At 69.2% G+C, this 24,924-nt stretch carries 20 protein-coding genes; 7 read left to right on the top strand and 13 right to left on the bottom strand.

Features of this window, described 5'->3' with window-relative positions; translation table 11 throughout:
- Positions 1-80: 80 nt before the first annotated feature.
- The gene (locus R4823_RS25695) at positions 81-857 is read right to left on the bottom strand and encodes a DUF899 domain-containing protein (RefSeq protein ID WP_087838652.1); all 777 of its coding nucleotides are present in this window, start codon (positions 855-857) and stop codon (positions 81-83) included.
- A gap of 120 nt (positions 858-977) precedes the next feature.
- Here R4823_RS25695 and R4823_RS25690 point away from each other — a divergent pair, with 120 nt between their 5' ends.
- Both R4823_RS25690 and R4823_RS25685 read left to right on the top strand, forming a co-directional pair.
- Positions 978-2,198, top strand: a complete 1,221-nt coding sequence (locus R4823_RS25690; protein ID WP_087838651.1) for a helix-turn-helix domain-containing protein — start codon at positions 978-980, stop codon at positions 2,196-2,198.
- A gap of 50 nt (positions 2,199-2,248) precedes the next feature.
- A complete protein-coding gene (locus R4823_RS25685; protein WP_338616581.1) occupies positions 2,249-2,887 on the top strand; it encodes a PQQ-binding-like beta-propeller repeat protein in 639 nt (212 codons plus the stop codon).
- 39 nt (positions 2,888-2,926) lie between these two features.
- On the opposite strand, the gene R4823_RS25680 is transcribed toward R4823_RS25685, so the two are convergent.
- Positions 2,927-3,643, bottom strand: coding sequence for an FCD domain-containing protein (locus tag R4823_RS25680; protein WP_087838650.1), 717 nt, complete (start codon positions 3,641-3,643; stop codon positions 2,927-2,929).
- Positions 3,644-3,903: 260 nt separating this feature from the next.
- Between R4823_RS25680 and R4823_RS25675 the strand changes: the two genes are divergently transcribed.
- The 4 genes from R4823_RS25675 to R4823_RS25660 are packed head-to-tail and all read left to right on the top strand — an operon-like array spanning position 3,904 to position 8,385.
- Entirely contained in the window at positions 3,904-4,890 is a 987-nt protein-coding gene (locus R4823_RS25675; protein WP_087838649.1) for a tripartite tricarboxylate transporter substrate binding protein, read from the top strand.
- Complete coding sequence (locus R4823_RS25670) at positions 4,887-5,867, top strand: ornithine cyclodeaminase family protein (RefSeq protein ID WP_087838648.1); 981 nt, start codon at positions 4,887-4,889, stop codon at positions 5,865-5,867. Before R4823_RS25675 ends, R4823_RS25670 begins: the two co-directional genes overlap by 4 nt.
- 24 nt (positions 5,868-5,891) lie before the next feature.
- Entirely contained in the window at positions 5,892-6,920 is a 1,029-nt protein-coding gene (locus R4823_RS25665) for a dihydrodipicolinate synthase family protein (protein ID WP_087838647.1), read from the top strand.
- Positions 6,921-6,939: 19 nt separating this feature from the next.
- Positions 6,940-8,385, top strand: a complete 1,446-nt coding sequence (locus R4823_RS25660) for an NAD-dependent succinate-semialdehyde dehydrogenase (RefSeq protein ID WP_087838646.1) — start codon at positions 6,940-6,942, stop codon at positions 8,383-8,385.
- A 37-nt stretch (positions 8,386-8,422) separates the two neighbouring features.
- On the opposite strand, the gene R4823_RS25655 is transcribed toward R4823_RS25660, so the two are convergent.
- From R4823_RS25655 to R4823_RS25635, 5 genes are all read right to left on the bottom strand, one after another.
- Positions 8,423-9,547, bottom strand: a complete 1,125-nt coding sequence (locus R4823_RS25655) for a cobalamin-independent methionine synthase II family protein (RefSeq protein WP_132979590.1) — start codon at positions 9,545-9,547, stop codon at positions 8,423-8,425.
- A gap of 27 nt (positions 9,548-9,574) precedes the next feature.
- Positions 9,575-10,045 (bottom strand): tRNA (cytidine(34)-2'-O)-methyltransferase, encoded by a 471-nt coding sequence (locus R4823_RS25650; RefSeq protein WP_338616577.1) that lies wholly within the window; start codon positions 10,043-10,045, stop codon positions 9,575-9,577.
- 62 nt (positions 10,046-10,107) lie between these two features.
- Entirely contained in the window at positions 10,108-12,450 is a 2,343-nt protein-coding gene (locus R4823_RS25645) for a cytochrome P450/oxidoreductase (protein WP_338616575.1), read from the bottom strand.
- A gap of 89 nt (positions 12,451-12,539) precedes the next feature.
- Positions 12,540-13,379, bottom strand: coding sequence for an IclR family transcriptional regulator (locus R4823_RS25640; protein ID WP_087838642.1), 840 nt, complete (start codon positions 13,377-13,379; stop codon positions 12,540-12,542).
- 66 nt (positions 13,380-13,445) lie between these two features.
- Positions 13,446-13,886 carry a MarR family winged helix-turn-helix transcriptional regulator gene (locus R4823_RS25635; protein WP_087838641.1) on the bottom strand — a complete coding sequence of 147 codons (441 nt, stop codon included), beginning with the start codon at positions 13,884-13,886 and terminating at the stop codon, positions 13,446-13,448.
- A gap of 118 nt (positions 13,887-14,004) precedes the next feature.
- Here R4823_RS25635 and R4823_RS25630 point away from each other — a divergent pair, with 118 nt between their 5' ends.
- Positions 14,005-14,358 carry a DUF1428 family protein gene (locus R4823_RS25630; RefSeq protein WP_087838748.1) on the top strand — a complete coding sequence of 118 codons (354 nt, stop codon included), beginning with the start codon at positions 14,005-14,007 and terminating at the stop codon, positions 14,356-14,358.
- A 14-nt stretch (positions 14,359-14,372) separates the two neighbouring features.
- On the opposite strand, the gene aac(6') is transcribed toward R4823_RS25630, so the two are convergent.
- The 6 genes from aac(6') to R4823_RS25600 form a co-directional block, all read right to left on the bottom strand.
- Positions 14,373-14,843, bottom strand: coding sequence for an aminoglycoside 6'-N-acetyltransferase (gene aac(6'), locus R4823_RS25625; RefSeq protein ID WP_087838640.1), 471 nt, complete (start codon positions 14,841-14,843; stop codon positions 14,373-14,375).
- Positions 14,840-16,396, bottom strand: a complete 1,557-nt coding sequence (locus R4823_RS25620) for an efflux transporter outer membrane subunit (RefSeq protein WP_087838639.1) — start codon at positions 16,394-16,396, stop codon at positions 14,840-14,842. Before R4823_RS25620 ends, aac(6') begins: the two co-directional genes overlap by 4 nt.
- On the bottom strand, positions 16,393-19,509 hold the full coding sequence (locus tag R4823_RS25615; protein WP_132979593.1) for a multidrug efflux RND transporter permease subunit: 3,117 nt from the start codon (positions 19,507-19,509) through the stop codon (positions 16,393-16,395). Before R4823_RS25615 ends, R4823_RS25620 begins: the two co-directional genes overlap by 4 nt.
- Complete coding sequence (locus R4823_RS25610) at positions 19,506-22,622, bottom strand: MdtB/MuxB family multidrug efflux RND transporter permease subunit (protein ID WP_087838637.1); 3,117 nt, start codon at positions 22,620-22,622, stop codon at positions 19,506-19,508. The genes R4823_RS25615 and R4823_RS25610 overlap by 4 nt, the downstream gene beginning before the upstream one ends.
- Positions 22,619-23,938 carry an MdtA/MuxA family multidrug efflux RND transporter periplasmic adaptor subunit gene (locus R4823_RS25605; RefSeq protein WP_087838636.1) on the bottom strand — a complete coding sequence of 440 codons (1,320 nt, stop codon included), beginning with the start codon at positions 23,936-23,938 and terminating at the stop codon, positions 22,619-22,621. Before R4823_RS25605 ends, R4823_RS25610 begins: the two co-directional genes overlap by 4 nt.
- A gap of 139 nt (positions 23,939-24,077) precedes the next feature.
- Positions 24,078-24,878 (bottom strand): ComF family protein, encoded by an 801-nt coding sequence (locus tag R4823_RS25600; RefSeq protein ID WP_140416858.1) that lies wholly within the window; start codon positions 24,876-24,878, stop codon positions 24,078-24,080.
- Between the last annotated feature and the right edge of the window lie 46 nt (positions 24,879-24,924).

Genomic DNA, 24,924 nt, shown 5'->3' with positions numbered 1-24,924 from the left:
TGAACGCGCCGGTCGCGGCCAGCGCCAGCGCCGTGCCGCCCACGAAGCGCCTGCCGGCATGCCGCCACGCCGCCCGCATCTCAGCGCCTGCCGTATTCATCGCGCCGGCGCCACCAGACTCCCTGCTCGTTGCGCCCCAGCGGCGCGCGGTCCAGCCACTGGTACATGCCCCAGAGTCCGTCCAGCCCGCGCGCGTAGGTGGAATAGGTGTGGTAGACGGTGCCGTCCTGGATCGCGAAGGCGCTCATGCCTGGGCGTTCGCGCAGGTAGGTGTTCGTGTCGGTGCCGCACATCGCGGCCAGGCGGCCATCGACGCGCTGGCCGGTGTCAGCCGGGGCCGGGTGGCAGCCGCAGGCGGGTTCGCGCCGGTAGTTGTAGGCGATGCCTTGTTCGAACTGTTGGGCCTCGGTGTGCGAGACGCTGAAGTCGAAGTTGAAGTCGGCGTCCTGGGACGAGGCCCAGGGAAAGCGCCAGCCCATGCGCTGCCTGTACGCCAGCAGCCTGGCCAGCGGCGCGCGCGAGACCGCCATCAGCGTGACGTCGTGGTTGGCCAGGTGGACGGCGAAGCCGTCGAAGCTGTCGGCGATCGACGAGCAGGACGGGCATCCCGCCTGATAGTCGGGACCGAACATGAAGTGATAGACGAGCAGTTGCGATCGTCCCTGGAAGAGGTCGGCCAGCGATGCGCTGCCTTGCTCCGTGTCGAAGCGGTAGTTCTTGCCGATCGCCACCCAGGGCAGCGCCTGCCGCTGCCGGGCCAGTGCGTCCGATTGGCGCGTCAAGGCCTTCTCGGCCTCCAGCAGATCGAGCCGCGCGGCCAGCCATTCTTCCCGTGTGCCTGTCGTATGTCGCATCATCGTTTCTCCTTGGATTTCCCGCGGGTCGGACCCGATCGGCGCGATCGGCATGCGGGAGGCGTGTGCTAGATTAGGATCGGGCCGCCGGACGGCGGGAGTGACAAATGTGGCGGGATTCGGATGGATGCGCTGATAGCCGAGGCCGCCCGGGCGCTGGCCGCCGGTGATCCCTTCGGGGCCTTGAACCGCGTGGCGCTGCGCGACGATCCGCCGGCACTGGCGCTGCGCGGCATCGCGATGGCCCAGCTTGGCGAATTCGTCCGCGCCAGGATGCTGGTGCGGCGGGCGGCTGGCGCGTTCGGACCCGGGCAGGCCCTGGCCCGCGCGCGCTGCGTCGTGGCCGAGGCCGAGATCGCGCTTGCGTCGCGTGAGCTGGCCTGGCCGGACAAGGCGCTGGCGGCCGCGCGCGCCACGCTCGAGGCGCATGGCGATCTGACCAATGTCGCGCACGTGCGCCACCTGGAAATCCGGCGTTGCCTGTTGATCGGCCGCCTGGCGGAGGCTGAACGGCTGCTGGCCGGGGTCGATGCCGGTCCGCTGACGGTTGCCGCGGCGGCCATCCATGAACTGCTGGCGGCGGGGATTGCAATGCGGCGCCTGCGCACCGCCGACGCCCGGGCGGCGCTGGCACGGGCGGAACAGGCCGCGAACCGCGCCGGTATTCCCGCCCTGCAAGCCGAAGTCAGGCAGGCCGCCGCCGTCCTGGACATGCCCGCGGCCCGGCTGAGATGGCAAGGGCAGGAGCGCCTAGTCGCGCTGGCGGAGGTGGAAGCGATGTTGGCCTCGGATGCGCTCGTGGTCGATGCCTGCCGCCATGCGGTGCGCGAGGGGAGGCTGGTGGTGCCGCTGGCGCGGCGCCCGGTCTTGTTCACGCTCGCGCGCATGCTGGGCGACGCGTGGCCCGCCGACGTGGCCCGCGAGACGCTGATCGAGCGCGCCTTCCGCACGCGGCATCCCGACGAGACGCATCGTGCGCGACTGCGTGTGGAGATAGGCCGCCTGCGCAAGGCGCTGGCGGGACTGGCGGACGTCGGTGCGACGCGGCGCGGCTTCGCGCTGGCGCCACGCCGGGCGCGCGATGTCGCCGTGCTGGCCCGGCCCGTGGAGGGGCCCCACGCGGCGGTGCTGGCCCTGCTGGCGGACGGCGAATCGTGGTCGAGTTCGGCGCTGTCGCTGGCGCTGGGCGCCAGCCAGCGTACCGTGCAGCGGGCCCTGGACGAACTGGCCGGAGCGGGCAGGGTGCAGGCCACCGGCCGGGGGCGGGCTCGCCGCTGGCTGATGCCGCCGGTGCCCGGGTTCGCGACAACCTTGTTACTCCCGGCCGCGTTGCCGGAGGGCTAGGATGCCTCCATGGACATCCCGTTCCTTGACCCTACCAGCGAGCAAAAGCCATGAAGACATCGACAGCCCACATTCTCCGCGAGTACGGCCCTTTTCCCGGTGCCGAAGGCGTGCACGGCGTGACCTACGACGGCAAGAACGTCTGGTTCGCCACCGGCGACCGGCTCAGCGCCATGGACCCGACCAGCGGCGAGGTCCAGCGCTCCATCGAGATCCCGGCGAATGCCGGCACCGCGTTCGACGGCCGGCACCTCTACCAGATCGCCGACGGCCACATCCGCAGGATCGAGCCGGAAACGGGGCGGGTGCTGGCCACCATCCCGTCGCCGGCCGGCGGCGAGGACTCGGGGCTGGCATGGGCGGAAGGATCCTTGTGGGTGGGCCACTACCGCGCGCGCAAGATCCACCAGATCGATCCCGAGACCGGGAAGATCCTCCGCTCCATCGCGTCCGAGCGCTTCGTCACCGGTGTGACCTGGGTCGACGGCGAGCTTTGGCACGGCACCTGGGAAGGCGACGCCAGCGACCTGAGGCGCATCGATGCGCGCAGCGGTGAAGTCCTGGCGAAGCTGGAGATGCCGCCGGGCACTGGCGTGTCGGGCCTGGAGTCCGATGGCGCCGACCGCTTCTTCTGCGGCGGCGGCACGAGCGGGACGCTCAGGTCGGTACGGCGCCCGGCGCGTGCCTGAACGCCCCCCGGTCCTGGCTTGCCGCCCGGGCCGGGGAAGTCAGATCCGGCCCAGCAGATTGGTCCGCGCGTGCACGATGTGTTCGAAGATTTCCCGCCGCGCGGTGTCCGCATCGCGATGCTTCAAGGCTTGCACGATGCGGCGGTGTTCCGCCTCGTATTCCCTGCGCCGTTCGGGCGTCACGATCTTCTTTTTCAGGAAGCCCCATTCCCCGCTGTTCCGCACCTCCGCCAGCAGCCTGAACATGCCGACGAACAGCGCGTTGTGGGTGGCCAGTGCCAGCTGCTCGTGCAGCGCGTTGTCCCAATGCTCGAACTCCTCCAGCGTGTCGGCGGCCTCGGACCGCGCGCAGCAGGACTCGAGCCGTTCGAAGTCGGCCAGGGTGGCGTTGCTGACGATGAGCTCGACGATCATGGGTTCCAGCAACAGCCGTGCTTCCATGATCTCGGCCGGGCTGGCCGACGGAATCGCCAGCAGCTTGCCCGCAGCCGCCACGATGCCCGGTGCGGCGCCGGACGGCGTGTCCGAGACATAGGTTCCGCTTCCCACCTTCTGCACGATCAGGCCCTGGTCCCGCAGCTCTTGCAGCACCCGGCGCAAGGCGGACCGGCTGACGCCGAAATCCGCGCACAGGCTGCGCTCGGTCGGCAGGCGGCTGCCGGGCGCCCATTTTCCCGTACGCAGGCCGTCTAGCAATTCCGCGCGCAGCGCCTGGACAGGATCGGCGCGGACCTGGAGGCTGGGGGACGGGAGCATGTCTGGTCCTATATTGGTTCAAATTGGTTTCATTGTAAGGCGCTGAACGGTATTGAATCTAGGTGAAAACACCAGGAATGTCGCGGGAAGAATGGCTTTATAGTTCGACAAATCAATACCATTGAAAACCAAATAAAACCAATTGGTCGGATGAAAGGCAGATCCGGCCATCCAGCCAGGATGGCGGGCCCGGCAGCCGGGCCGCCTGCAAGGCGCCGCCAGAGCGCCGCCAGACCACTTTCACATGGAGACAGACCATCATGAAAACCACGCTGTGGGCCGCGGCATTCGCCGCCCTGTCGCTGGTCGCCGCGCCCGGCGCGCGGGCGGAGTATCCCGACCGGCCGGTCAACCTGATCGTTCCCTTTCCCCCGGGCGGCACGGCGGACAACATGGCTCGCGCGCTGCAGCCCGCGCTTCAGCGCGCGCTCAAGCAGACCGTGGTGGTCGTCAATCGCCCGGGGGCGGGCGGCGCCATAGGCGTGAGCCAGGTCGCCAATGCGCCGGCCGACGGCTATACGATCCTGTGTTCGCTGCTGAGCGTGGCCAGCCTGCCCGAGCAGGCGGTGGTCAACAAGCAGAAGCCGCCGTTCACGCTGGAGCAGCTCACGCCCATCGCGATGCTGAGCGCCGAGCCGGTGGCCATGGTGGTGCCCGAGGCCAGCCCCTACAAGACCTTTCCTGACTTGATCGCGGCGGCCAAGGCCAGGCCCGACGCCCTGACCTACGGGTCGACCGGCTTCTTCGGCGAGGTGCACGTGCGCACCGCCGCATTCGCGGACACGGCGCACATCAAGGTCCGGCACATTCCCTACCAGGGGGGAGGCCCGCTGGTGACCGCGCTGGTGGCCGGCGAGGTCGATTTCGCGCTGCTGTCGCGCTCGCTGTCGCTGACCCAGGTCAAGGCCGGGCGGCTGAAGTACCTGGCCACCGCCGGCGACGAACCATGGACCGATCCGGCCGGCCTGCCCCGGATGAAGGATGGCGGCGTGGACTTCGACTCGGTCGCGGGCACGGCCATCTTCATTCCCTCCGGCACGCCGCAGACGGTGGAGCGCAGGATCCGGCAGGCGGTGGAGGCCGCGGCCGGCGATCCCGAGTTCAAGAAGATCGTGTCCAGCGCGGGCGGCGAGGTCAAGTATTCCGCCGGAACCCAGTTCGCGGCGTTCTGGGCCTCCTACGTGAAATCGATCGCGGCCATCACGCACCGCATCGCCGCGACCGAGACGCGGGAGGTGGCCAAATGAGCGGCACGGCGCCGGTCTTCATCGGCACCGACGCGGTCGAGCGGGTGCTGACCTGGGACGCGTTGGTGGCCGCGCTGCGCGAGGCCTATGCCCAGCGCCACGACGAGCACATCAGTCCGCCCCGCACCTTCGCCCGGGGCGACGGCGCGTCGCTGCGCGCCCTGGCCAGCGTGCCGCCCGGCAAGCGCTTCATGGGCGCCAAGGTGTTCGGCCGCGGCCGCAACCGCGGCATGAACTACCTGATTTCGCTGGCGGACCAGGACACGGGCGAGATCCGCGCGCTGCTCGACGCCAACAAAATCACCGCCTATCGCACCGCGGCCACCTCGGCGCTGGCGGTCGACTGCCTGGCGCCCCGGCGGCCGGTGCGGCTGGGCGTGCTGGGCAGCGGCGCCGAGGCGCGCGCCCACGTCCAGGCCATCGCCTCGCTGCGGCAGGTCGAGGGCTTGCGGATCTACAGTCCCACGCCGGCCAACCGCGAGCAGTTCGCGCGTGATTTCGAAGCGGCGCTGGGCGTGCCGTGCCGGCCGGCGGCTACCGCGGCGGCGGCAATGGAAGGCGCCGACATCGGCATCGCGGCCGCGCGGTCGCGCGACGAGACGCCCATCCTGCATGCCGACGCGCTGCGCGACGGCATGGTGCTGGTATCGGTCGGCTCCACGCTGCCGCAGCAGCGCGAGATCGACGCCTCGGTGGTCGAGCGCTGCGACCTCATCGTCTGCGACATGCCCGACGAGGTCAGTGCCGAGTCCGGGGACATGCTGGAGGCGCGGGCCCGCGGCATCGATTTCGCCCCCAGGCTGCGCTCGCTCAACCAGCTGGTGCGCGGCGAGATCGCGGCCGGCGCCCGGCTGCCGATGTTCAAGTCGGTGGGCTCGGCCTTGCAGGACATCGTCGCGGCCGAGCTCGTCTTCGACCTGGCCACCCGCGCGGGGCTGGCCGTCGAGCTGCCCATCGCCTTCACCTACAAACAATAGATTTCTTCGCACAGGAACTGGAACATGGCCTCCTACCAACGACACGAAGCCCGCGACTGGGCACACGAACACCTGCGCGGCGTCGCCAACGTCGTGATCCCTTCGTTCACCGCCGACCTCAAGGGCCTGAACGAGCAGGGCATCCGCCACGACATCCGCCATGAGATCGAGCTGGGCTTCTCCGGCACGCTGATGGTCTCGGAAGTGGCCATCACGCTGCCCGAGTACGAGCAGTTCTTCGCGTGGGCGAACGACGAATCGCGCGGCCGGCTCAAACTCATCCACCATGCCAGCTTCAACACGCTGGAAGAGAACATCGAGGCGGCGAAGATTGCCGAGCGCAACGGCGCCGAGCTGATCCTGCTGTCCTATCCGGCCAACTTCTACGCCCGCACCTCGCAGGACATCTACGACTACACCAAGGCCTTCTGCGACGCGACGGACCTGGGCGTGATGCTGTTCCAGGTGCCCCACTGGGGCTTCGAGCGCGTCCACCCGTCCGACCTCGAGGCGCCGCTGATCCGGCGCCTGCTGGACGACTGCCCGAACATCGCCGCGCTGAAGGCCGAGGGCGGCATGCCCAGCATCATGGGCTGGGTCGAGGCCTATCGCCTGTTCAGCAAGGACGTGGTCGTGACCATGCCGCTCGAACAGTACGCACTGGCGCTGGCCCAGCTCGTGCCCATCCAGTTCATCGGCACCAGCGACACCGAGTACTACGGCGGCATGATCCCGCGCATCTTCAACCTGATCCAGGAGAAGAAATACGACGAGGCCACGAAGCTCTACTGGCAGCTGACGCCGGCGCGCAAGGCGCGGGCCGCGGCCAATTCGTATTCCTCGCAGACCCAGTTCCTGAACCGCATGCTGTGGAAGTTCGAGGGTTGGCTCAATGGCTTCAACGGCGGCCCGGTGCGCCAGCCGACCATGCGCATCAACGAGAACACGATGAACAGCCTGCGGCAGGCGCTGGTCAAATCGGGCCTGACGCCCACCGACTCGCCCAACGGCGATTTCTTCGTCGGCCGTCATCCCATGGATACCGCCGCCTGACGCCATGCGCGAGATCCCTATGCTATCCATCGCCAATCTGCCCACCGGTCTCTACATAGACGGCAACTGGGCGCGGCCTTCCCAGCCACGTTCGTTCACGGTGTCGGACCCGGCCACGGGCGAGTCGGTCGCCCAGGTGGCCGACGCCGGCCTGGACGACGCGCGCGCGGCCGTCGACGCCGCCGCGGCGGCCTTGCCCGCGTGGCGCGACACACCGCCGCGCACCCGGGCCGAAGTGCTGCGCAAGGTCCACCTGCTGATGCTGGAACGGCTGGAGGAACTGGCGCGCATCATCACGCTGGAGAACGGCAAGCCGCTGGCCGACAGCCGGGCCGAGATCCGCTATGCCGCCGAGTTCTTCCGCTGGTATTCGGAAGAGGCCTGCCGCAACCTGGGATCGGTCAGCCAGGCGCCGGCCGGCGGTTACCGGATCCTGGTCCAGCATCAGCCCATAGGCGTCGTCGCGCTGGTCACGCCATGGAACTTTCCCTCGGCCATGGGGGCGCGCAAGATCGCTCCCGCGCTGGCGGCCGGCTGCACGGTGCTGGTCAAGCCGGCCTCGCTGACGCCGCTCAGCATGCTGGCGCTGGCCGGCATCCTGGCCGAGGCGGGCGTGCCGGACGGCGTGGTCAACATCGTGCCGACGTCGCGCTCGGGCCCGTTGGTGGACCTCTGGCTGCACGACCCGCGCGTGCGGCTGGTGTCCTTCACCGGTTCGACCGAGGTGGGACGCATCCTGCTGAAGGCAGCCGCCGACCAGGTCCTGAAGACGCCGATGGAACTGGGCGGCAACGCCCCTTTCCTGGTGCTGGACGACGCCGATGTGGAGGCCGCGGTCGACGGTGCGATGATCGCCAAGATGCGCAACATGGGCGAGGCCTGCACGGCGGCCAACCGCTTCTATGTCGGAGCGGGGGTCTACGACGCCTTCGTCCGGGCCTTCGCGCAGCGCATGCGCGAACAGAAGATCGGCCATGGCCTGGACGAGGCCAACCAGGTTGGCAGCCTGATCGACGCCGCGACCCGCGACAAGGTGGAGGAATTGGTCCAGGACGCCGTGTCGCGTGGAGCAAAAGTATTGTGCGGTGGGGAAAGGCTGCCCGGTCCGGGCTACTTCTATCCGCCCACCGTCCTGGGCGACGTTCCCGCCGACAGCCGCGTGCTGAGCGAGGAGATCTTCGGCCCCGTCGCGCCCATCGTGCGCGTGGCGTCCGAGGACGAGATGGTGGAACTGGCCAACGGCACGGAATACGGCCTGGCCGCGTACCTCTACACGCGCGACCTGGCCAAGGGCTTGAAGCTGGCGGAGCGGCTGGAGTTCGGCATGGTGGCGCTGAACCGGGGGCTGGTGTCGGATCCGGCGGCGCCGTTCGGCGGGGTCAAGCAGAGCGGGCTGGGCCGGGAGGGCAGCTGGGAGGGTATGCAGGAATACATGGAGACCAAGTACGTGTCGGTGCAGTGGTAGGCGGCCCGCCTGCCCGGGCCGCTCCTTCCGTGTCCGCCTATCGGGCGGCGCTGGCCCGGTCGGCGCCGTCGCGCAGCGCCGACAGCTTCATCCAGGTCACGGCCGGATCGATCTTGCCGTAGTTCGCGAAGGTGCCGAAGCCGCAATCGGTACTGGCCACCACCCGGTCTTCGCCCATGAACGAGACGTAGCGCTCCAGCCGCTGGCGGATCAGTTCCGGATGCTCGACGTAGTTCGAGCAGCTGTCGATCAGCCCGGGGGCCAGGATCTTGTTCTCGGGCCGGGCCGCGCGCCAGATTTCCCATTCGTGTTCATGGCGCGGGTTGGCGGCTTCGAACAGGATGGTGGCCGGCCGGGCCGCCAGGATCAGGTCGATGACCTTTTCCAGCGCGATGTCGCAGTGGTGGGGGCCTTCGTAGTTGCCCCAGCAGATGTGCATGCGCAGCTTCTCGGGCGGGATGTTGCTAGTGGCGGCGTTCAGGGCCTCGACGTTCTGCCATGCCCGCTTGATGAACTCGGCCTCGCTCAGGTTCTGGTAGCCGGTGTGGGCGGCCATGGCCAGGTCCGGGCAGTCCAGTTGCAGGTCGAAGCCCGCCGCCACGATGGCCTCGTATTCGGGGCGCATGGCCTCGACCAGGTCCGCCAGGTAGGCCTCGTGCGTCGGATAGTGCTTGTTGGGCTGGAACGCGGTCACCAGCCCCGGCGAGGCCGCGTTCATGAAGGCCCGGCGGCCCTGGCCGTGGCGCTCGACGGCGGACTTGAAGCGGCGGATGTCGGCGTGGCAGGGCTCCATGGTGCGCAGCTTCACCGGACCGACGCAGGCGGCGCGCACGAACTCCTGGGAGCCCATGATGGCGGCAAGTTTCTTGCGCAGTTCGGGAAAGTCGGCCAGGTCCTTGGCGGGCTGCCGGTCGATGTGGCCGCCGAAGCCTTCCAGCCGTTCGGTGATGTAGGTGGCATAACCGACCTTGCCGAGTTCGCCGTCGCTCATGATGTCGACGCCGGCCTGGACCTGTTTCTGCACCGCGCCGTCGATGGCCGCTTGCACGGTCCGCTCGAACTGGTCGAGATCGACTTCCTGGCCATGGTCGCGCGCAAGCAGCAATTGCGCCAGTTCGTCGCCGCGGGGAAGACTGCCGACGTGGGTGGTCAGAATGGGCATCGCGTTCCTCCTTTTCGTATCCGTATCTTACAGGCCGCCTTCGTAGCCCGACTGCCGCCAGGCCTCGAACACCGCCACCGCGACGGAGTTGGACAGGTTCAGGCTGCGTTGGCCCGGTCGCATCGGCAGGCGCAGCCGCTGGGCCTCCGGAAAGCCGTCGCGAATGGCGGCGGGCAGTCCCGCCGTCTCGCTGCCGAACACGAAGGCGTCGCCGGGCTGGAAACGGACCGTGCCGAACAGCCGGGAGCCGCGCGTCGTGAAGGCGAACACGCGGTCCGCCGCCGCGCCGGTGGCGGCGATGGCGGCGGCGAAGTCGTCGTGCACCTGGACCTGGGCCCATTCGTGATAGTCCAGCCCCGCGCGCCGCAGCTTGGCGTCCTCGAGCTCGAAGCCCAGCGGGCGCACCAGGTGCAGCTGCACGCCGGTATTGGCGGCCAGGCGGATGGCGTTGCCGGTGTTGGGAGGGATTTCCGGGTGGACGAGGACGACGTGGAACACGGTGCGCAGTGGAGCGGGACTGGGTTGCGCCGATGGTACCGCATCCGGCTCCCCCAGGCGCGCTACAGCTCCAGCACCAGCTTGCCGCCACGCGCCCGCGAACAGCAGGTCATCATCCTGTCGTTCGCGTCGCGTTCGGCCTTGGTCAGCACCATGTCGCGATGGTCGACCTGGCCGGCCAGCACGCGCACCTCGCACGATCCGCACAGGCCTTCCTCGCAGTCGCTGGGCACGTCGATGTTGGCCGCGCGCAGCGAAGCCAGCACGGTGCGGTCGACCGGGACCGTCACGGTGATGCCCGAGTCCTTCAGCTCGACCTCGAAGGCGTGCTCCCTGGCCGGGTCGAGCTGGGCGAGGTTGGACTCGAAATGCTCGATGCGCAGCGCGTCGTCGGGCCAGGCCGCGCAGTGCGCTTCCAGGGCTTGGAGCATGCGCTTGGGGCCGCAGGCGCAGATCTTCCAGCCTTCCCGGGGCTGGCCCAACAGCGCGGCCAGGTCGTTGCGCCGGCCTTCTTCCGAGACGTACACGTGCAGGCGCTCGCCATGCAGGGCGGCCAGTTCGTCCAGGAAGGCCATGCCGGCGCGACTGCGGCCGCTGTAGTGCAGTTCGTAGTCCATGCCCAGTTCGCGGGCGCGCCGGGCCATGGCGGCGATGGGCGTGATGCCGATGCCGCCGGCGACCAGGACCAGCTTGCGGGCCGTCTCGTCCATGCGGAAGTGGTTGCGCGGGCCGCGTATGCGCAGCTTGTCGCCCACGCGCACATTGCCGTGTATCCAGGACGATCCGCCGCGTCCCCCGGGTTCGTGCAGCACGGCGATCTCCAGCGCCGCCGCGTCGGCGGGGTCTCCGCACAGCGAGTACTGGCGCGAGCGTCCGGGTTCGCCGCATTCGACGTCGATGTGCGAACCGGGCGTCCAGCGCGGCAGCGCGCGGCCGTCGGGCGAGACCAGGCGCAGCTTGAGGACACCGTCGGCCACGGGCGTGGCGCTTTCCACCACCACGCTGCGCGCGATCGCGTGGCGCGAGGGCTCGCCTATGCGCACCGGCGCCTGGACCCGCAGCAGCGCGGCATTCCGCCGCTCGGGGTTCTGTGCCGGATCCCACTCCACCCACAGGTGCTCCGGCCCCCGGAACGAGGTGTTGGGCACATAGGTGAAGCGCTGGTCGGCCAGCCGCATGTGGGGCAGCCGGCGCGTGAGTTCCTGCAGGAATATCTGCATCTCCATGCGCGCGAGGTTCTTGCCCATGCACTGATGCGAGCCGTAGCCGAAGGTCAGGTGGTCGCTGGCGTTCTCGCGGCGGATGTCGAAGAAGTCGGCGTCGGCGAAGTGGCGCTCGTCGTGGTTGGCCGACGAGGTCACGATCAGCAGCTTCGAGCCGGCCGGGACGTCCATGCCCTCGATGCGCGTGTCGCGGGTGACCAGGCGGCGCCAGGCCGCGACCGAGCCATTGTGGCGCAGGCATTCCTCGACCGCGCTGGGGATCAGGCCGGGATCCTCGCAGATCTCGCGCCAGGCGTCGGGGTGCTGCAGCAGCAGCTTGATCGCGTTGGCCGTGGCGTTGGCGGTGGTTTCGTGGGCGGCGACGATGCCGGCCATCATCATCGAATGCAGATAGGAGTCGGTCACCACGTCGGGGTGCTCTTTCTGCTTGCGGATGCCGTAGCGCATCCAGCCGGGCTGGTCCGGCGCCTGGCGCATCTTTTCCAGCACCTTGCCGGCGTATTGCCAGAAGTTGCCGACGGCGTGGGCCACCGCCACCTGCTCCTCGGGCCTGGGCCGGCCCCAGGTGTTGACCGTGTGCGCGATGGAATACCGCCGCAGCGTGTCCATGTCTTCCTCGGGCACGCCCAGGAAATGCAGCGCCACGGTCAGCGGCACTTCCCACAGCATCTGGTCGACCAGGTCGGCGCGGCCGTCGTCGATGAAACGGTCCACGTACTCGCGCGCCAGCCGCCGCACCATGGGCTCGTGGTGCTTCAGGTGCTCGGGCGTGAAGGGCTCCATCAGGATGCGCCGGCGCGGCATGTGCGCCGGTTCGTCCTCGTTGACCAGCGTGCGGTTCATCGCATAGCCGTACTGTTCGAGCACCGCGTTGGCCTCGGGGCCGGTGGGGGTGATCTTCTCCAGCGCGATCGAGGGGCTGAAGGTGATGTTGTCGCGGAAGATGGCCTTGATGGCCTCGTAGCGCGTGACCACCCAGTAGCCCAGCCGGGGACTGTAGAAAATGGGTTCCTGCTCGCGCGCCCAGCGTACGTACTCGGGCGGATCCTGCTGGTAGCCGTCCTCGAAGGGGTCGAACTCGGCCGCGCGCGCGCTGACGGGGCAGCCGGTGGGGCCGACGCCGGCGGGCGCGGCATCATGGTGGATCGGGCAGCCTGCGGCCCGGGTCGAGGGTGCGGCCATGGCATGTCTCCTGTTGCCGGATCCCGGGAAGGGGATCAATTTGCGTAATTATTGTACGCAATGCGTAAAAAGAGAACTGCCGATTACACCTAGATACCGTAGCCCAGCCGCTTGCTGACGGCGTCGGCCGCTTCGCGGACCCACCGGGCGACCTCCCCGCCCGGTTCCGGATCGAAGGCGCCGGTCGGGCCCAGCGCCGTGATGACCACGGTGACGGCACCGTCGGCGTTGAACACGGGGGCCGCCACCGCGCTGATGCCGTTCAGCATCACGTCGCGCACGGGGGCGCAGCCCATGGCGCGGACGGCGGCGAACAGGCGGTCGGCGGCCTCGCGGTCGGGAACCTGGCGGCGGTGCTCGGGCGTGGCGCCGGCCAGTTCGCCCGCGACCAGCGCGTCGAGCACCGCCGACCGCGCAAAGGCGCCGAAGGCCCGCCCGGTGGCCGACCACAGCACCGGCATGACCGAGCCGACACGCACATTCACCGCCACCGGCTGGACCGGCTCGCTCCAGCGGACGATGGTCGGGCCGGCGTTGCCCAGCACCGAGACGAAGCAGGACAGGTTGTGCGATTCGCCCAGCCGCGCCAGTTCGGCGGCGGCCAGCGTCAGGGCGTCCGACTGCCGCATGGCGGCCAGCCCGATGGCCAGCGATTCGGGGCCCAGCACGTAACGCGAGGTGGCCGGGTCCTGGATGACGAACCCGGCCTCGACCAGGCTGGCCAGGTAGCGGTGGACCTTGGCCGGGCTTTCCCCCAGCCGGCCCGCCAGCGCGGTCAGCGGCGCGGCGCCCCCCATGGCGGCCAGGGTCTTGAGCACCGCCATGCCGGTGCCGGCCGACTGCACCTTGCTGCGGCGGGAGGCGGCCCTGGCGGGCGCGGTATCGGCAGGGGACGAAAGGGGCGTGGCGGTGTCGCGCTTGCTGGGCATGGGATGGGAAAGAGAAAGGGATGCGCGCTATGTTACGCAAAAGGCGGTTGCGCGCCTTGTCCCGTATCAGGACAGCGCCGCCAGGCCCGCCCGCAGCGCGGCGGCCGGGTGCTCGCCCAGGTCGGCGTCGATTCCAGCATGGGTGGCGCGCCAGATGGGCAGTGCCCGCGCCAGGGCCGCATGTCCCTTTTCGGTCAGGACCAGCAGGCGGCTGCGGCGGTCGCCGGGGTCCACGTCCACCCGCACCAGTCCCTCGCGCTCCAGCGGCTTCAGGGCGGCGGTCAGTGTCGTCCTGTCCATGGCCAGCAATTGGGCCACGGGCGCCATGGGGGGAGGCTCGGGCCGGTTCAGCGACATCAGCAGCGAGAATTGCCCATTGGTCAGGCCCGCCGGCCGCAGGGCATCGTCGAAGCGCTTGGCCAGCGCCCGCGCCGCGCGCTGCACGTGCAGGCACAGGCAGGTGTCGCGCACTTCCTGCGTGGTGTCGAACGGAATTTTCTTTGACATGATGAGGCTATTATGTTGATATCAACATAAATGTCAAATTGGCGAGGCATGATCGCCAACGAAGACCGGTTCGCCGCGGGGCGGACCGCCACACCCGCAAAGGAGATCGACGATGGCGATGAAATACGTGGAGGGTTTCCTCGTGGCCGTGCCGGCCGCCAACAAGGAGCAGTACATCAAGCACGCCGCCGACGCGGCGCCGCTGTTCAAGGAATTCGGCGTCACGCGCATGGTCGAGTGCTGGGGCGACGACGTGCCCGACGGCAAGCTGACCGATTTCCGCCGGGCCGTGCAGGCCAAGGAAGACGAAGTGGTCGTCTTCAGCTGGTTCGAGTATCCGTCCAAGGAAGTACGGGATGCCGCCAACCAGAAGATGATGTCCGACCCACGCATGAAGAGCATGGGCGAAACCATGCCTTTCGACGGCAAGCGCATGATATTCGGCGGCTTTGTTCCCGTCGTGGACGTCTGACGGGCGGGCGGCGTCTAGCCGCGTTCGGCCAAGGCCTTGCGGAAGTACACGACCCTCTCGGTTTCCTCGAAGCCCAGGGCCCGGTGCATGTGCTGCGAGCCAACGGCGTCGGCGGCCGCGTCCGAGGCGAACTCGGTGCAGCCCAGCGACCGCGCCCAGGCCTCGGCCGCCGCGCACAGGCGCCGCGCGACACCCTGGCGTCGCGCGGCCGGGTCCACGTAAATGCCTTCCAGGAAACCCACGGGCGAGGTCTCGCAGCCGTTCACGTAGTCCCGCCGCAGCGACGCCTCGGCCAGGCCGATAGCCCGGCCGGCGGCGTCGCGCGCGATCCAGGCCGCCTCGGCGTCGGGTGGGCCGTCCAGGATGCCGCGCACCTGCTCGGTCTTGGCCATCGTGCCTTCGCCGGGCCAGAGGGCGTCGCGCAGGGTGGCCCAATCGGCGACGTCGGCGGGGCCGCAGCGCCCGATGGTGTGGCCGTCCGTCATTGCGTGGCCGTATCGGCCTTGGCGCCGTCCTGCTTCGAAGCCAGGGCGTCGGCGTGCCAGCCGCCGCCCAGCGCTGCGATCAGGTTCACGCTGGCGGTCAGGCGATTGCCCAGCAATGACAGCGCGGTGCGTTCGTTGCTGAGCGCCGAGGTCTGCACCGTGACCACGCTCAGGTAGTCGATCAGGCCGGACTCGAACTGGTTGGTGGTGAGCCGCAGCGATTCGCGCGCCGCATCCAGGGCACGCTGTTGCACGGCCTGCTCTTCCTCCATCACGCGCAGTTGCGACAGATAGTTCTCCACCTCACCCAGCGCGGACAGCACAGTCTGCCGGTAGGCGGCCACCTGCTGGTCGTAAGTGGCTTCGGCCTGGCGGGTCTGCGCGCGGCGCAGGCCGGCGTCGAACAGCGGCGCGGCCAGCGAAGGGCCAAGAGACCAGAAGCGCGCCGGCGCGGTCAGCCAGTCCGAGAACTGCGAACTGCGATAACCCAGCGAGGCCGACAGCGTCAACGACGGGAAGTAGGCCGCCTTGGCGACGCCGATGCGGGCATTGGCCGCCTGGACCTGGCGTTCGGCCGCGGCGATGTCGGGCCGGCGTTCCAGCAGCTCCGAGGGCAGGCCCACCGGGATGGCGGGCAGCATGGCCCGGAATTCCGTGGGCGCCAGGCTGAACTCGGACGGCGGCTGGCCGGCCAGGATGGCGATGGCGTGCTCGAGCTGGGCGCGCTGCCAGCGCAGGTCCACGGCCTGGGCCCGCGTCGATTCCAGCTGGGTGCGCGCCTGGGCGATCTCGGCCTTGGCCGAGACGCCCACCGCATAGCGGTTCTCGTTCAGGCGCAGCGAGCGTTCATAGACCTTGATGGTGGTTTCCAGCAGGCGCTGTTGCTCGTCCATGATGCGCAACTGGAAGTAATTGCGCGCCAGTTCGGCCTGTGCGCTCAGGTGGGCATTGGCCAGGTTGGCCGCGCTGGCCTGGGCGCTGGCGGTGTCGGCCTCGATGCTGCGGCGGATGCGGCCCCACAGGTCGGCTTCCCAGCTGGCCGTGGCGCTCATGCTGTATTGGTTGCGGATGCTTTGCGAGCCGCCCTGGCTGATGACGACGCCGCTGCTGTTGGTGGTGGTGCTGCTGCTGGTGCCGGTACCGCTGCGCGTGGCCGAGGCGCTGCCGCTCAGCGTGGGGAACTGCCCGGCGCGCGTGGCCTGCACGGTGGCCAGCGCCTGCCGGTACTGCGCCTCGGCCTGGGCGATGGTCTGGTTGGCGGTCTCGACCTGCGCCATCAGGCGCGACAGCTCGGGGTCGCCGAAGACCTCCCACCACGGGCCGCGGCGGACGTCGTCGCGAGGCTCGGCGGCCTTCCAGCCGGCGGCTTCCTTGAACTGGACGCCGCTGTTCACGGTCGGCCGCACGTAATCGGGCCCCATGGCGCATCCGGCCAGCAGGGCGGCCAGCGCGGCGCAGACGGCCAGGCGCGCGCCGCCGGTCCGCGGCGGGCGGTCATCGGAAAGCGGCGAAGGGCGGGGCGTGCCCGCCACGGCGGGCCACGTCTTGGTCATAGATTGTCTCCGGGTAGCGCAAGGCCCGCCGATCGCGGCCGGCCCCAGCGCCGTTGCGCCCGCCAGTGCAGGCGGTCGAGATACAGGTAGACCACCGGGGTGGTGAACAGCGTCAGCAACTGGCTGACGACCAGCCCGCCGACGATGGTGATGCCCAGCGGCTGGCGCAGCTCGGCGCCGGCGCCCGTGCTGATCACCAGCGGTACGGCGCCCAGGATGGCCGCCATGGTGGTCATCAGGATGGGACGAAAGCGCATCAGGCAGGCTTCGTGGATGGCCTCGCGCGAACTCAGCCCGCGCCGCCGCTCCGCATCCAGCGCGAAGTCCACCATCATGATGGCGTTCTTCTTGACGATGCCGATCAGCAGGAACACCCCGATCAGGGCGATCAGCGAGAACTCCCGGCCCAGCATCATCAGCGCCAGCAGGGCCCCCAGCCCGGCCGAGGGCAGGGTGGACAGGATGGTCAGCGGATGGATGTAGCTTTCGTACAGCATGCCCAGCACCAGGTACATGGTGACCAGCGCGGCCAGGATCAGCCAGGGCTGGGCGCTCAGCGACGATTGCAGCGCCTTGGCGCTGCCGGCGAAGCCCGCCTGGATCTCGGTGGTGGGCAGACTGATGCGGGCGACTGCCTCGTTGACCGCGCGCGTGGCCTGTTCCAGCGATACGCCCGGGGCCAGGTTGAAGGAGACGGTGTCGGCGGCGAACTGGCTCTCGTGCGAGACGCTCAGCGGCGCGTTCGTGGTGCGCCACTTCGCGAAGGCCGACAGCGGCACCCGCGCGCCGGTCGAGGTGACGACGGTGACCTGCTGCAGCGCGTCCGCGTTCTGCGCGAAGCGCTGGTCCACCTCCATGACCACCCGGTACTGGTTGAGCGGGTTGTAGATGACCGAGACCTGCCGCTGGCTGAACGAGTTGTTCAGCACCGCGGCGATCATCGACATGTTCACCCCCAGCCGCGTCGCGGTCTCGCGGTCGATCTCCAGCGAGATCTGCCGGCCCTTGTCCTCGACGTCCACGTCGACGTCGGCCAGCTCGGGCAGCGCGGCCAGCGCGCGCGTCACGCGCGGCATCCAGGTGCGCAGCGCCGACAGCTCCGAGGCCTTCAGCGAATACTGATAGCTGGAGTTGGACATGCGGGCCCCGATGCGTATGTCCTGGTTGGGCATCAGGAACATGCGCGCGCCGGGCACGTTGCCCAGCCTGCCCCGAAGCCGGTTCATCACCTCGTCCACCGATACCTTGCGCTCGGCCAGCGGCTTGAGCTGGATCATCATGAAGCTGGTGTTGCTGCCGCCGCGTCCGCCGCTGTAGCCGACCATGCTCTCGACCGCCGGATCGGCCAGCACCACCTTGCGGAAGTATTCCAGCTTGGGACGCATGGCCTGGAAGGACGTGCCCTGGTCGGCGCGGATGAAGCCCATGAGCTGGCCCGTGTCCTGCTGGGGGAAGAAGCCCTTGGGCACCTTCACGTACAGGTAGACGTTGAGCCCGATCACCACGCCCAGCACGATCAGGGTCAGCAGCGAATGGCGCAGCACCCAGTGCAGCGCCCGGCCGTAGCCCCGCGTCATGCCGGCGAAGCCGGCTTCCATCAGGCGGGAGATCCGCCCCGGGGGCCGCTGCTCGCGCACCGGGCGCAGCATGCGGGCGCACATCATGGGCGTCAGGGTGACGGACACGATCAGCGACATCAGGATGGCGGCGGACAGCGTGACCGAGAATTCGCGGAACAGCCGGCCGACGATGTCGCCCATCAGCAGGATGGGGATGAATACCGCGATCAGCGACAGGCTCATCGACAGCACCGTGAAGCCGACCTCGCGCGAGCCCACGAGGGCCGCCCGCAGCGGCGACATGCCGGCCTCCAGGTGCCGCGAGATGTTCTCCAGCACGACGATGGCGTCGTCCACCACGAAGCCGGTGGCGACGATCAGTGCCATCAGCGACATGGTGTTGAGCGAGTAGCCGCACAGGTACATCACGGCGAAGGTGGCGATGAGCGAGACCGGCACCGCCACGCTGGGGATGATGGCGGCGCGGACGTTGCGCAGGAACAGCAGCACCACCAGGATGACCAGGATGACGGCGATGATGAGCGTGTGCTCGGCCTCGGCCAGCGAGGCGCGGATGCTGGGCGTGCGGTCCTGCGCCACGGTCAGCGCCACGTCGCCCGGCAGCAGCGCCCGCATCTGCGGCAGCGCTTCGCGGATGCGGTCCACCGTCTCGATGATGTTGGCGTCGGCCTGGCGCCCCACCACCAGCAGGATGGCCGGGCTGTTGTTCAGGAAGCCCATGTTGAAGAGGTCTTCCACCGAATCCTCGACGCGCGCCACGTCGCTCAGCATCACGGGCGAGCCGTTGCGGTAGGCCACGATCAGCCCGCGATACTCGCGCGCCTTGCGCAACTGGTCGTTGGTGGCGACCTGCCAGCTCGTCTCGTCGTTCTCGAGCACGCCTTTCGGGCCGCGCGCGTTGGCGTTGTTCAGCGCGGTGCGCACTTCGTCCAGCGCGATGCCGTACTGGTTGAGCGCGGTGGGGTTCAGTTCCACCCGCACCGCGGGAAGCGAACTGCCGCCCACCTGGACGTCGCTGACACCCTTGATCTGCGCGATGCGCTGCGCCAGGATGGTCGAGCCCACGTCGTAGAGCTGGCCCTGGTCCAGCGTGGGCGAGGTCAGCGCCAGCACCATGATGGGCGCCGAGGCAGGGTTGCGCTTGGTGTAGGTCGGATTGCTGCGCAGCGCGCTGGGCAGCATGGTGCGCGCCGCGTTGATGGCGCCCTGCACGTCGCGCGCAGCGCCGTCGATGTCGCGGCTCAGGTCGAATTGCAGCGTGATGCTGGCCGAGCCCTGGGTGCTGCGCGAGGTCATCTCGCTGATCCCGGCGATGCTGCCCAGCGCGCGCTCCAGGGGCGTGGCGACGCTGGAGGCCATGGTCTCGGGGCTGGCGCCGGGCAGGCTGGCGCGCACCGATATCGTGGGGAAGTCCACTTGCGGCAAGGGCGCGACCGGCAGCTTGACGAAGGCCAGGGCGCCGGCCAGCACCACGGCGATGGCCAGCAGCACCGTGGCCACCGGCCGCATGATGAACGGCGCGGAGATGTTCATGGCGTGCCGCCCGGCTGGCCCAGCGAGGCCGTGCGCCGTTCGCGCCTGCGGTTCATCGCGTGGCCCAGGCGGTCGAACATCAGGTAGATGACCGGCGTCGTGAACAGCGTCAGCAACTGGCTGAACAGCAGGCCGCCCACCATCACGATGCCCAGCGGCTGGCGCAGCTCGGCGCCGCTACCGGTACTGAGCATCAGCGGCACGGCGCCGAACAGCGCGGCGCAGGTCGTCATCAGGATGGGCCGGAAGCGCAGCAGCGCGGCCTGGTGGATGGCGTCGCGCGGCGCCATGCCCTGCTTGCGCTCGGCCTCGAGCGCGAAATCGATCATCATGATGGCATTCTTCTTCACGATGCCGATCAACAGGATGATCCCGATGATGCCGATCATGTCGAGATCGCTGCCCGCGATCATCAGCGCCAGCAGCGCGCCCACCCCGGCCGAAGGCAGGGTGGACAGGATGGTGATGGGGTGGATGTAGCTTTCGTACAGCACGCCCAGCACGATGTACATCGTGGCGATGGCCGCCAGGATCAGCAGCAGCGTGCTGTTCAGCGAGGCCTGGAAGGCCTGGGCCGCGCCCTGGAAGCTGGTCTGGATGCCGAGCGGCATGCCGATCTCGTGCTCGGCCTGCAGGATGGCGTCCACCGCGCCGCTGAGCGAGGCGCCATGGGCCAGGTTGAACGAGACCGTGGCCGAGGGGAACTGGCCCAGGTGGCTGATCGACAGCGCCGTCGTCCGTTCGGATACCTGCACGATGTTGGTCAGCGGCACCTGCTTGCCGTCGGCGGTCGCCACGTAGATCTGTGACAGCGACGACGGGTCCTGGCGGAACTGCGGCGCCGCTTCCAGCACCACGCGGTACTGGTTGGCCTGGGTGAAGATGGTCGATATCAGCCGCTGGCCCAGCGCGTCGTACAGCGCGTTGTTGATGTCGGCCGCGGTCACGCCCAGCCGCGAGGCGGCATTGCGGTCGATCTCGACGTAGGTCTGCAGGCCGCGGTCTTGCAGGTCGTGGGTGACGTCGGCCAGCTGCGGCAACTGCCTGAGCCGGTCGACCAGCTTGCGGGTCCAGGTGCCCAGGGTGTCCAGGTCGGGGTCCTGCAGCGTGAACTGGTACTGGGTGCGGCTGACGCTGTCCTCGATGGTCAGGTCCTGCACCGGTTGCATGTACAGCCGCAGGTCCTCGAGCTTGTCCAGTTGCGGCTGCAGGCGGGCGATCACCTGCGCCGCCGAAGCGCTGCGTTCGGCATGGGGCTTCAGGTTGATCTGCAGGCGGCCGGTGTTGAGCGTGGCGTTGGTGCCGTCCACGCCGATGAAGGACGACAGGCTGGCCACGTCGGGGTCGCGCAGGATGATGTCGGCCGCGGCCTGCTGGCGCCGCGCCATGGCGGCGAAGGATACCGACGGCGAGCTTTCGCTGATGGCCTGGATGACGCCCGTGTCCTGCTGGGGAAAGAAGCCCTTGGGGATGACGGCGTACAGCAGCACCGTCAGCAGCAGCGTGCCCAGCGCGACCAGCAGCGTCAGCGGCTGGTGCGACAGCACCCAGCGCAGCATGCGGTCGTAGCCGGCGATGATGCGGTCGAACCATTCGCCGCTCTTGCGGTAGAACCGGCCCTGTTCCTCGTCGGGTATGTGCCGCAGGTACTTCGAGCACATCATGGGAGTCAGGCTGAGCGAGACCACCAGCGAGATCAGGATGGAGACCGCCAGCGTGATGGCGAACTCGCGGAACAGCCGGCCGATCACGTCGCCCATGAACAGCAGCGGGATCAGCACGGCGATCAGCGAGAACGTGAGCGAGATCAGCGTGAAGCCGATCTGCGCCGCGCCCTTCAGGGCCGCCTGCACCGGCGTCTCGCCCTGCTCCAGATAGCGGGCGATGTTCTCGATCATGACGATGGCGTCGTCCACCACGAAGCCGGTGGCGATGGTCAGCGCCATCAGCGTGAGGTTGTTGATGCTGAAGCCGGCCAGGTACATGACGCCGAAGGTGCCGATCAGCGACAACGGCACGACCACGCTCGGGATGATGGTGGCCGTGAGGTTGCGCAGGAACACGAAGGTGACCATGACCACCAGCGCGACCGCCAGCATCAGCTCGAACTGCACGTCCTTCACGGACGAGCGGATGGATTCGGTGCGGTCCGACAGCACGGCCACGTCCAGCGTGCTGGGCAGGGCCGCCTGCAGGTCGGGCAGCAGCTTGCGGATGTTGTCCACCACCTGGATCACGTTGGCCCCGGGTTGGCGCTGCACGTTCAGCAGGATGGCGGGCTGGCCGCCGGCCCAGGCGGCCTGGCGGGTGTTCTCGGCGTCGCGCTCGATCTCGGCCACGTCCGACAGCCGCACCGGCGCGTTGTTGGCGTAGGCGATGATCAGGTCGCGGTACTGCTCGATGGTCTTCAACTGGTCGTTGGCGTCGAGCGTGGTGGCGCGCGTGGGACCGTCGAAGTTGCCCTTGGGCTGGTTGACGTTGGCGCCGGTGATGGCGGTGCGGATATTGCCGAGGTTCAGCCCCACCGAGGCCAGGGCGCGCGGATTCGCGCGGATGCGCACGGCCGGGCGTTGGCCGCCGGCGATGCTGACCAGGCCCACGCCCGATACCTGCGAAATCTTCTGCGCCATGCGCGTGTCCACCAGGTCGCGCACCTGGTAGAGCGGCAGCGTGGGCGAGCTGATCGCCAGCGTCAGGACCGGCGTGTCGGCGGGATTGACCTTGTTGTAGATGGGCGGCGCGGGCAGGTCGTTGGGCAGCAGGTTCGAACCGGCGTTGATGGCGGCCTGGACCTCTTGCTCGGCCACGTCCAGCGGCAGGTCGAGGTTGAACTTCAGGGTGATGACCGAGGCGCCGCCCGAACTGATGGACGACATCTGGTTCAGGCCCGGCATCTGGCCGAACTGGCGCTCCAGCGGAGCCGTTACCAGCGAGGTCATGACGTCGGGGCTGGCGCCGGGATATTGCGTGACCACCTGGATGGTGGGGTAGTCGACCTCGGGCAGGGCCGAGACCGGCAGCATCTTGTAGGCGATCAGGCCCGACAGCAGGATCGCCACCATCGCCAGCGACGTGGCGATGGGGCGCAGGATGAACAGCCGCGACGGATTCATGGCGCGGCGCGTCCGTTGCCTCGGCGGCGCGCGCCCTGGCCGGCGCCGCGCTGCAACTGCGAGCCGGCGGCCTCGGGAACGGCCTCGCTGCCTGTCACGACCTGGACCTGGGCGCCGTCGCGCAAGCGGTCCACGCCCTCGACCACGATGCGGTCACCGGGCTTGAGCCCCTCCTGCACCGACACGCGCTCGCCATCGCTCGGGCCGAGCTTGATCACGCGCAGCGACACGGTGTTGTCGTCGTTGACGACGTAGACGAAGGTGCCCGGCGTGCCCCGCTGCACCGCCCCCGCGGGAATGACCGTGGCGCCGGCCAGCGTGCGCACGTGCAGCCGGGCGTTGACGAACTGGTTCGGGAACAGGCTTTCGTCCTTGTTCTCGAAGCGGGCCTTGAGCTTGACCGTACCGGTGGTCGTGTCGATCTGGTTGTCCACCGTGGTCAGCACGCCGTCGGCGATGTGGCGCACGTCGGCCCGGTCGTAGGCCTGGACGGCCAGCGTCTTGCCCGCGCGCAACTGGGCCAGCACGTCGGGCAGGTCGGCCTCGGCGATGGTGAACAGCAGGGAAATGGGCTGGGTCTGGGTGATGATGACCAGGCCGTTGGTGTCGCTGCTGCGCACGAGGTTGCCCAGGTCGACCTGGCGCAGGCCCAGGCGGCCGGAGATCGGGGCCACCACGCGGGTGTAGTCCAGCTGCAGCTTGGCGTTGTCCACCGCGGCCTGGTTGGTCTTGAGCGTGCCTTCGTACTGGCGCACCAGGGCCACCTGGGTATCCACCTGCTGGCGCGCGATCGAATCCTGCGCGTACAGGGTCTGGTAGCGTTCGAGGTCGCGCCGCGCGTTGTCGAGCTGCGCGCGGTTCTGTTCCAGCGTGCCCTGGGCCTGGGCCAGCGCCACCTGGTAGGGGCGCGGGTCGATCTGCACCAGCAGGTCGCCGGCCTTGACGAGCTGGCCTTCCTGGAAAAGGATCTTCTGCAGCTCGCCGTCGACCTTGCTGCGCACGGTGGCCGTGTTGTATGCGGTAACCGTGCCCAGCGCCTTCAGATAGACCTTCATGTCCTCGGCTCGGGCGGGCGAGACCCGGACCGGCGTGGCCGCCTGGAAGCCGCCGGGGCCGCCCGGGCCGCCGGGTCCGCGCGGTGCGCCGGCCCCCGGCTTGCCCGCGTCGGGCGCCGCCTGCTGGCGCGCATGCCACCACCAGTATCCGCCGCCGGCCAGGGCGACCACGACCGCCAGCCAGAGCCAGCGCAGTTTTTTCTTGCCGTTCGACGTGGAAGAAGACGGAGCCCGTTCGGGCTGAGGGGGAATATCGGCCATGGAGTTCCAGAAAAGGCTTGCCTGATTCGCGCCGCGAGGAAAATGCCCCGGATCGCGGCGCCCTCTAAGGTATTCCAGTTGCGCCGCAATGTGTTGACAAGAAGCCCGGGTTTGAAATCGATCGAAATCGTTTGTTGCCTCAGTCCCGACATTCTGCCCGTGGCCTTGCGCGCGAACCGGCTGGGAATTGCCCTGGGGTGCGCGCGACGGCCAATGCGACCACCGAGGCGGCCCCGGCCATCCGCAGCGCGGCCGCCGCTGCATGCAGGGTGCTGCCCGTGGTCATGACGTCGTCCACCAGGCCGATGCGCAGCCCGCCGGCCCGGGGAGCGCAAGCATACAGTCCCCGCACCGCCTCGCGCCTGCCCAGGCGCCCCAGGCCGCTCTGCTTGGCCTGTTCGCGGCTGCGGCGCAGCAGGTCGTGCCGCACCGGCAGCGCCAGGTCGCGGCCCAGGGCGCGGGCGATCTCGGCGGCGGGGTTGAAGCCGCGCCGCCGCAGCGAGGCGTAGGACGACGGAATGGGAACCAATACGGTCCCGGGCTCCAGGGGTCGAGCCTGGTGGCGCACCGCTTCGGCCAGGAGGTTGCCCAGCAGGTCGGCCCGGCCATAGCGGCGGCCGTTCTTCAGTTGCAGCACCAGGGCGTCGGCCGGCGGCGCATAGTCGAAGGCGATGATGGTGCGGGTGAACGCCGGAACCTGGCCCGCGCAGTCGGGGCAGGCGGTGTCGTGCTCCGGCAGGGGCAGCGCGCACCGGGCGCAGCGCCACGGCAGGCCCAGCCCCGGCGAGGTGCGGGCGGTCCAGCAGACGGCGTCTTCGCAGGCGGCGCACAGCATGCCGCCCCGGCTGCGGCCGGCGCACAGCGGGCAGTCGGACGGCACGAGCGCCCGCAGGCGCGCCGCCAGGTGCCGCCAGCGCGGCATGGGGAAGGGTCCGGGCATGAAAAACCTGTCGGTGGCATCATGGAGGCTGGGCGCGGCCCGTGCG

The sequence above is a fragment of the Pigmentiphaga sp. CHJ604 genome, assembly GCF_036972535.1.
GTDB classification, from domain to species: Bacteria; Pseudomonadota; Gammaproteobacteria; order Burkholderiales; family Burkholderiaceae_B; genus Pigmentiphaga; species Pigmentiphaga daeguensis.
Note: the sequence above shows the minus strand (reverse complement) of the source record. Positions and strands in the feature narration are given on the sequence as shown.

Coding starts and splice junctions, on each gene's coding strand:
- R4823_RS25695 (WP_087838652.1), bottom strand. CDS start 857: ATGATGCGACATACGACAGGCACACGGGAAGAATGGCTGGCCGCGCGG.
- R4823_RS25690 (WP_087838651.1), top strand. CDS start 978: ATGGATGCGCTGATAGCCGAGGCCGCCCGGGCGCTGGCCGCCGGTGAT.
- R4823_RS25685 (WP_338616581.1), top strand. CDS start 2,249: ATGAAGACATCGACAGCCCACATTCTCCGCGAGTACGGCCCTTTTCCC.
- R4823_RS25680 (WP_087838650.1), bottom strand. CDS start 3,643: ATGCTCCCGTCCCCCAGCCTCCAGGTCCGCGCCGATCCTGTCCAGGCG.
- R4823_RS25675 (WP_087838649.1), top strand. CDS start 3,904: ATGAAAACCACGCTGTGGGCCGCGGCATTCGCCGCCCTGTCGCTGGTC.
- R4823_RS25670 (WP_087838648.1), top strand. CDS start 4,887: ATGAGCGGCACGGCGCCGGTCTTCATCGGCACCGACGCGGTCGAGCGG.
- R4823_RS25665 (WP_087838647.1), top strand. CDS start 5,892: ATGGCCTCCTACCAACGACACGAAGCCCGCGACTGGGCACACGAACAC.
- R4823_RS25660 (WP_087838646.1), top strand. CDS start 6,940: ATGCTATCCATCGCCAATCTGCCCACCGGTCTCTACATAGACGGCAAC.
- R4823_RS25655 (WP_132979590.1), bottom strand. CDS start 9,547: ATGCCCATTCTGACCACCCACGTCGGCAGTCTTCCCCGCGGCGACGAA.
- R4823_RS25645 (WP_338616575.1), bottom strand. CDS start 12,450: ATGGCCGCACCCTCGACCCGGGCCGCAGGCTGCCCGATCCACCATGAT.
- R4823_RS25640 (WP_087838642.1), bottom strand. CDS start 13,379: ATGCCCAGCAAGCGCGACACCGCCACGCCCCTTTCGTCCCCTGCCGAT.
- R4823_RS25635 (WP_087838641.1), bottom strand. CDS start 13,886: ATGTCAAAGAAAATTCCGTTCGACACCACGCAGGAAGTGCGCGACACC.
- R4823_RS25630 (WP_087838748.1), top strand. CDS start 14,005: ATGAAATACGTGGAGGGTTTCCTCGTGGCCGTGCCGGCCGCCAACAAG.
- R4823_RS25620 (WP_087838639.1), bottom strand. CDS start 16,396: ATGACCAAGACGTGGCCCGCCGTGGCGGGCACGCCCCGCCCTTCGCCG.
- R4823_RS25615 (WP_132979593.1), bottom strand. CDS start 19,509: ATGAACATCTCCGCGCCGTTCATCATGCGGCCGGTGGCCACGGTGCTG.
- R4823_RS25610 (WP_087838637.1), bottom strand. CDS start 22,622: ATGAATCCGTCGCGGCTGTTCATCCTGCGCCCCATCGCCACGTCGCTG.
- R4823_RS25605 (WP_087838636.1), bottom strand. CDS start 23,938: ATGGCCGATATTCCCCCTCAGCCCGAACGGGCTCCGTCTTCTTCCACG.
- R4823_RS25600 (WP_140416858.1), bottom strand. CDS start 24,878: ATGCCCGGACCCTTCCCCATGCCGCGCTGGCGGCACCTGGCGGCGCGC.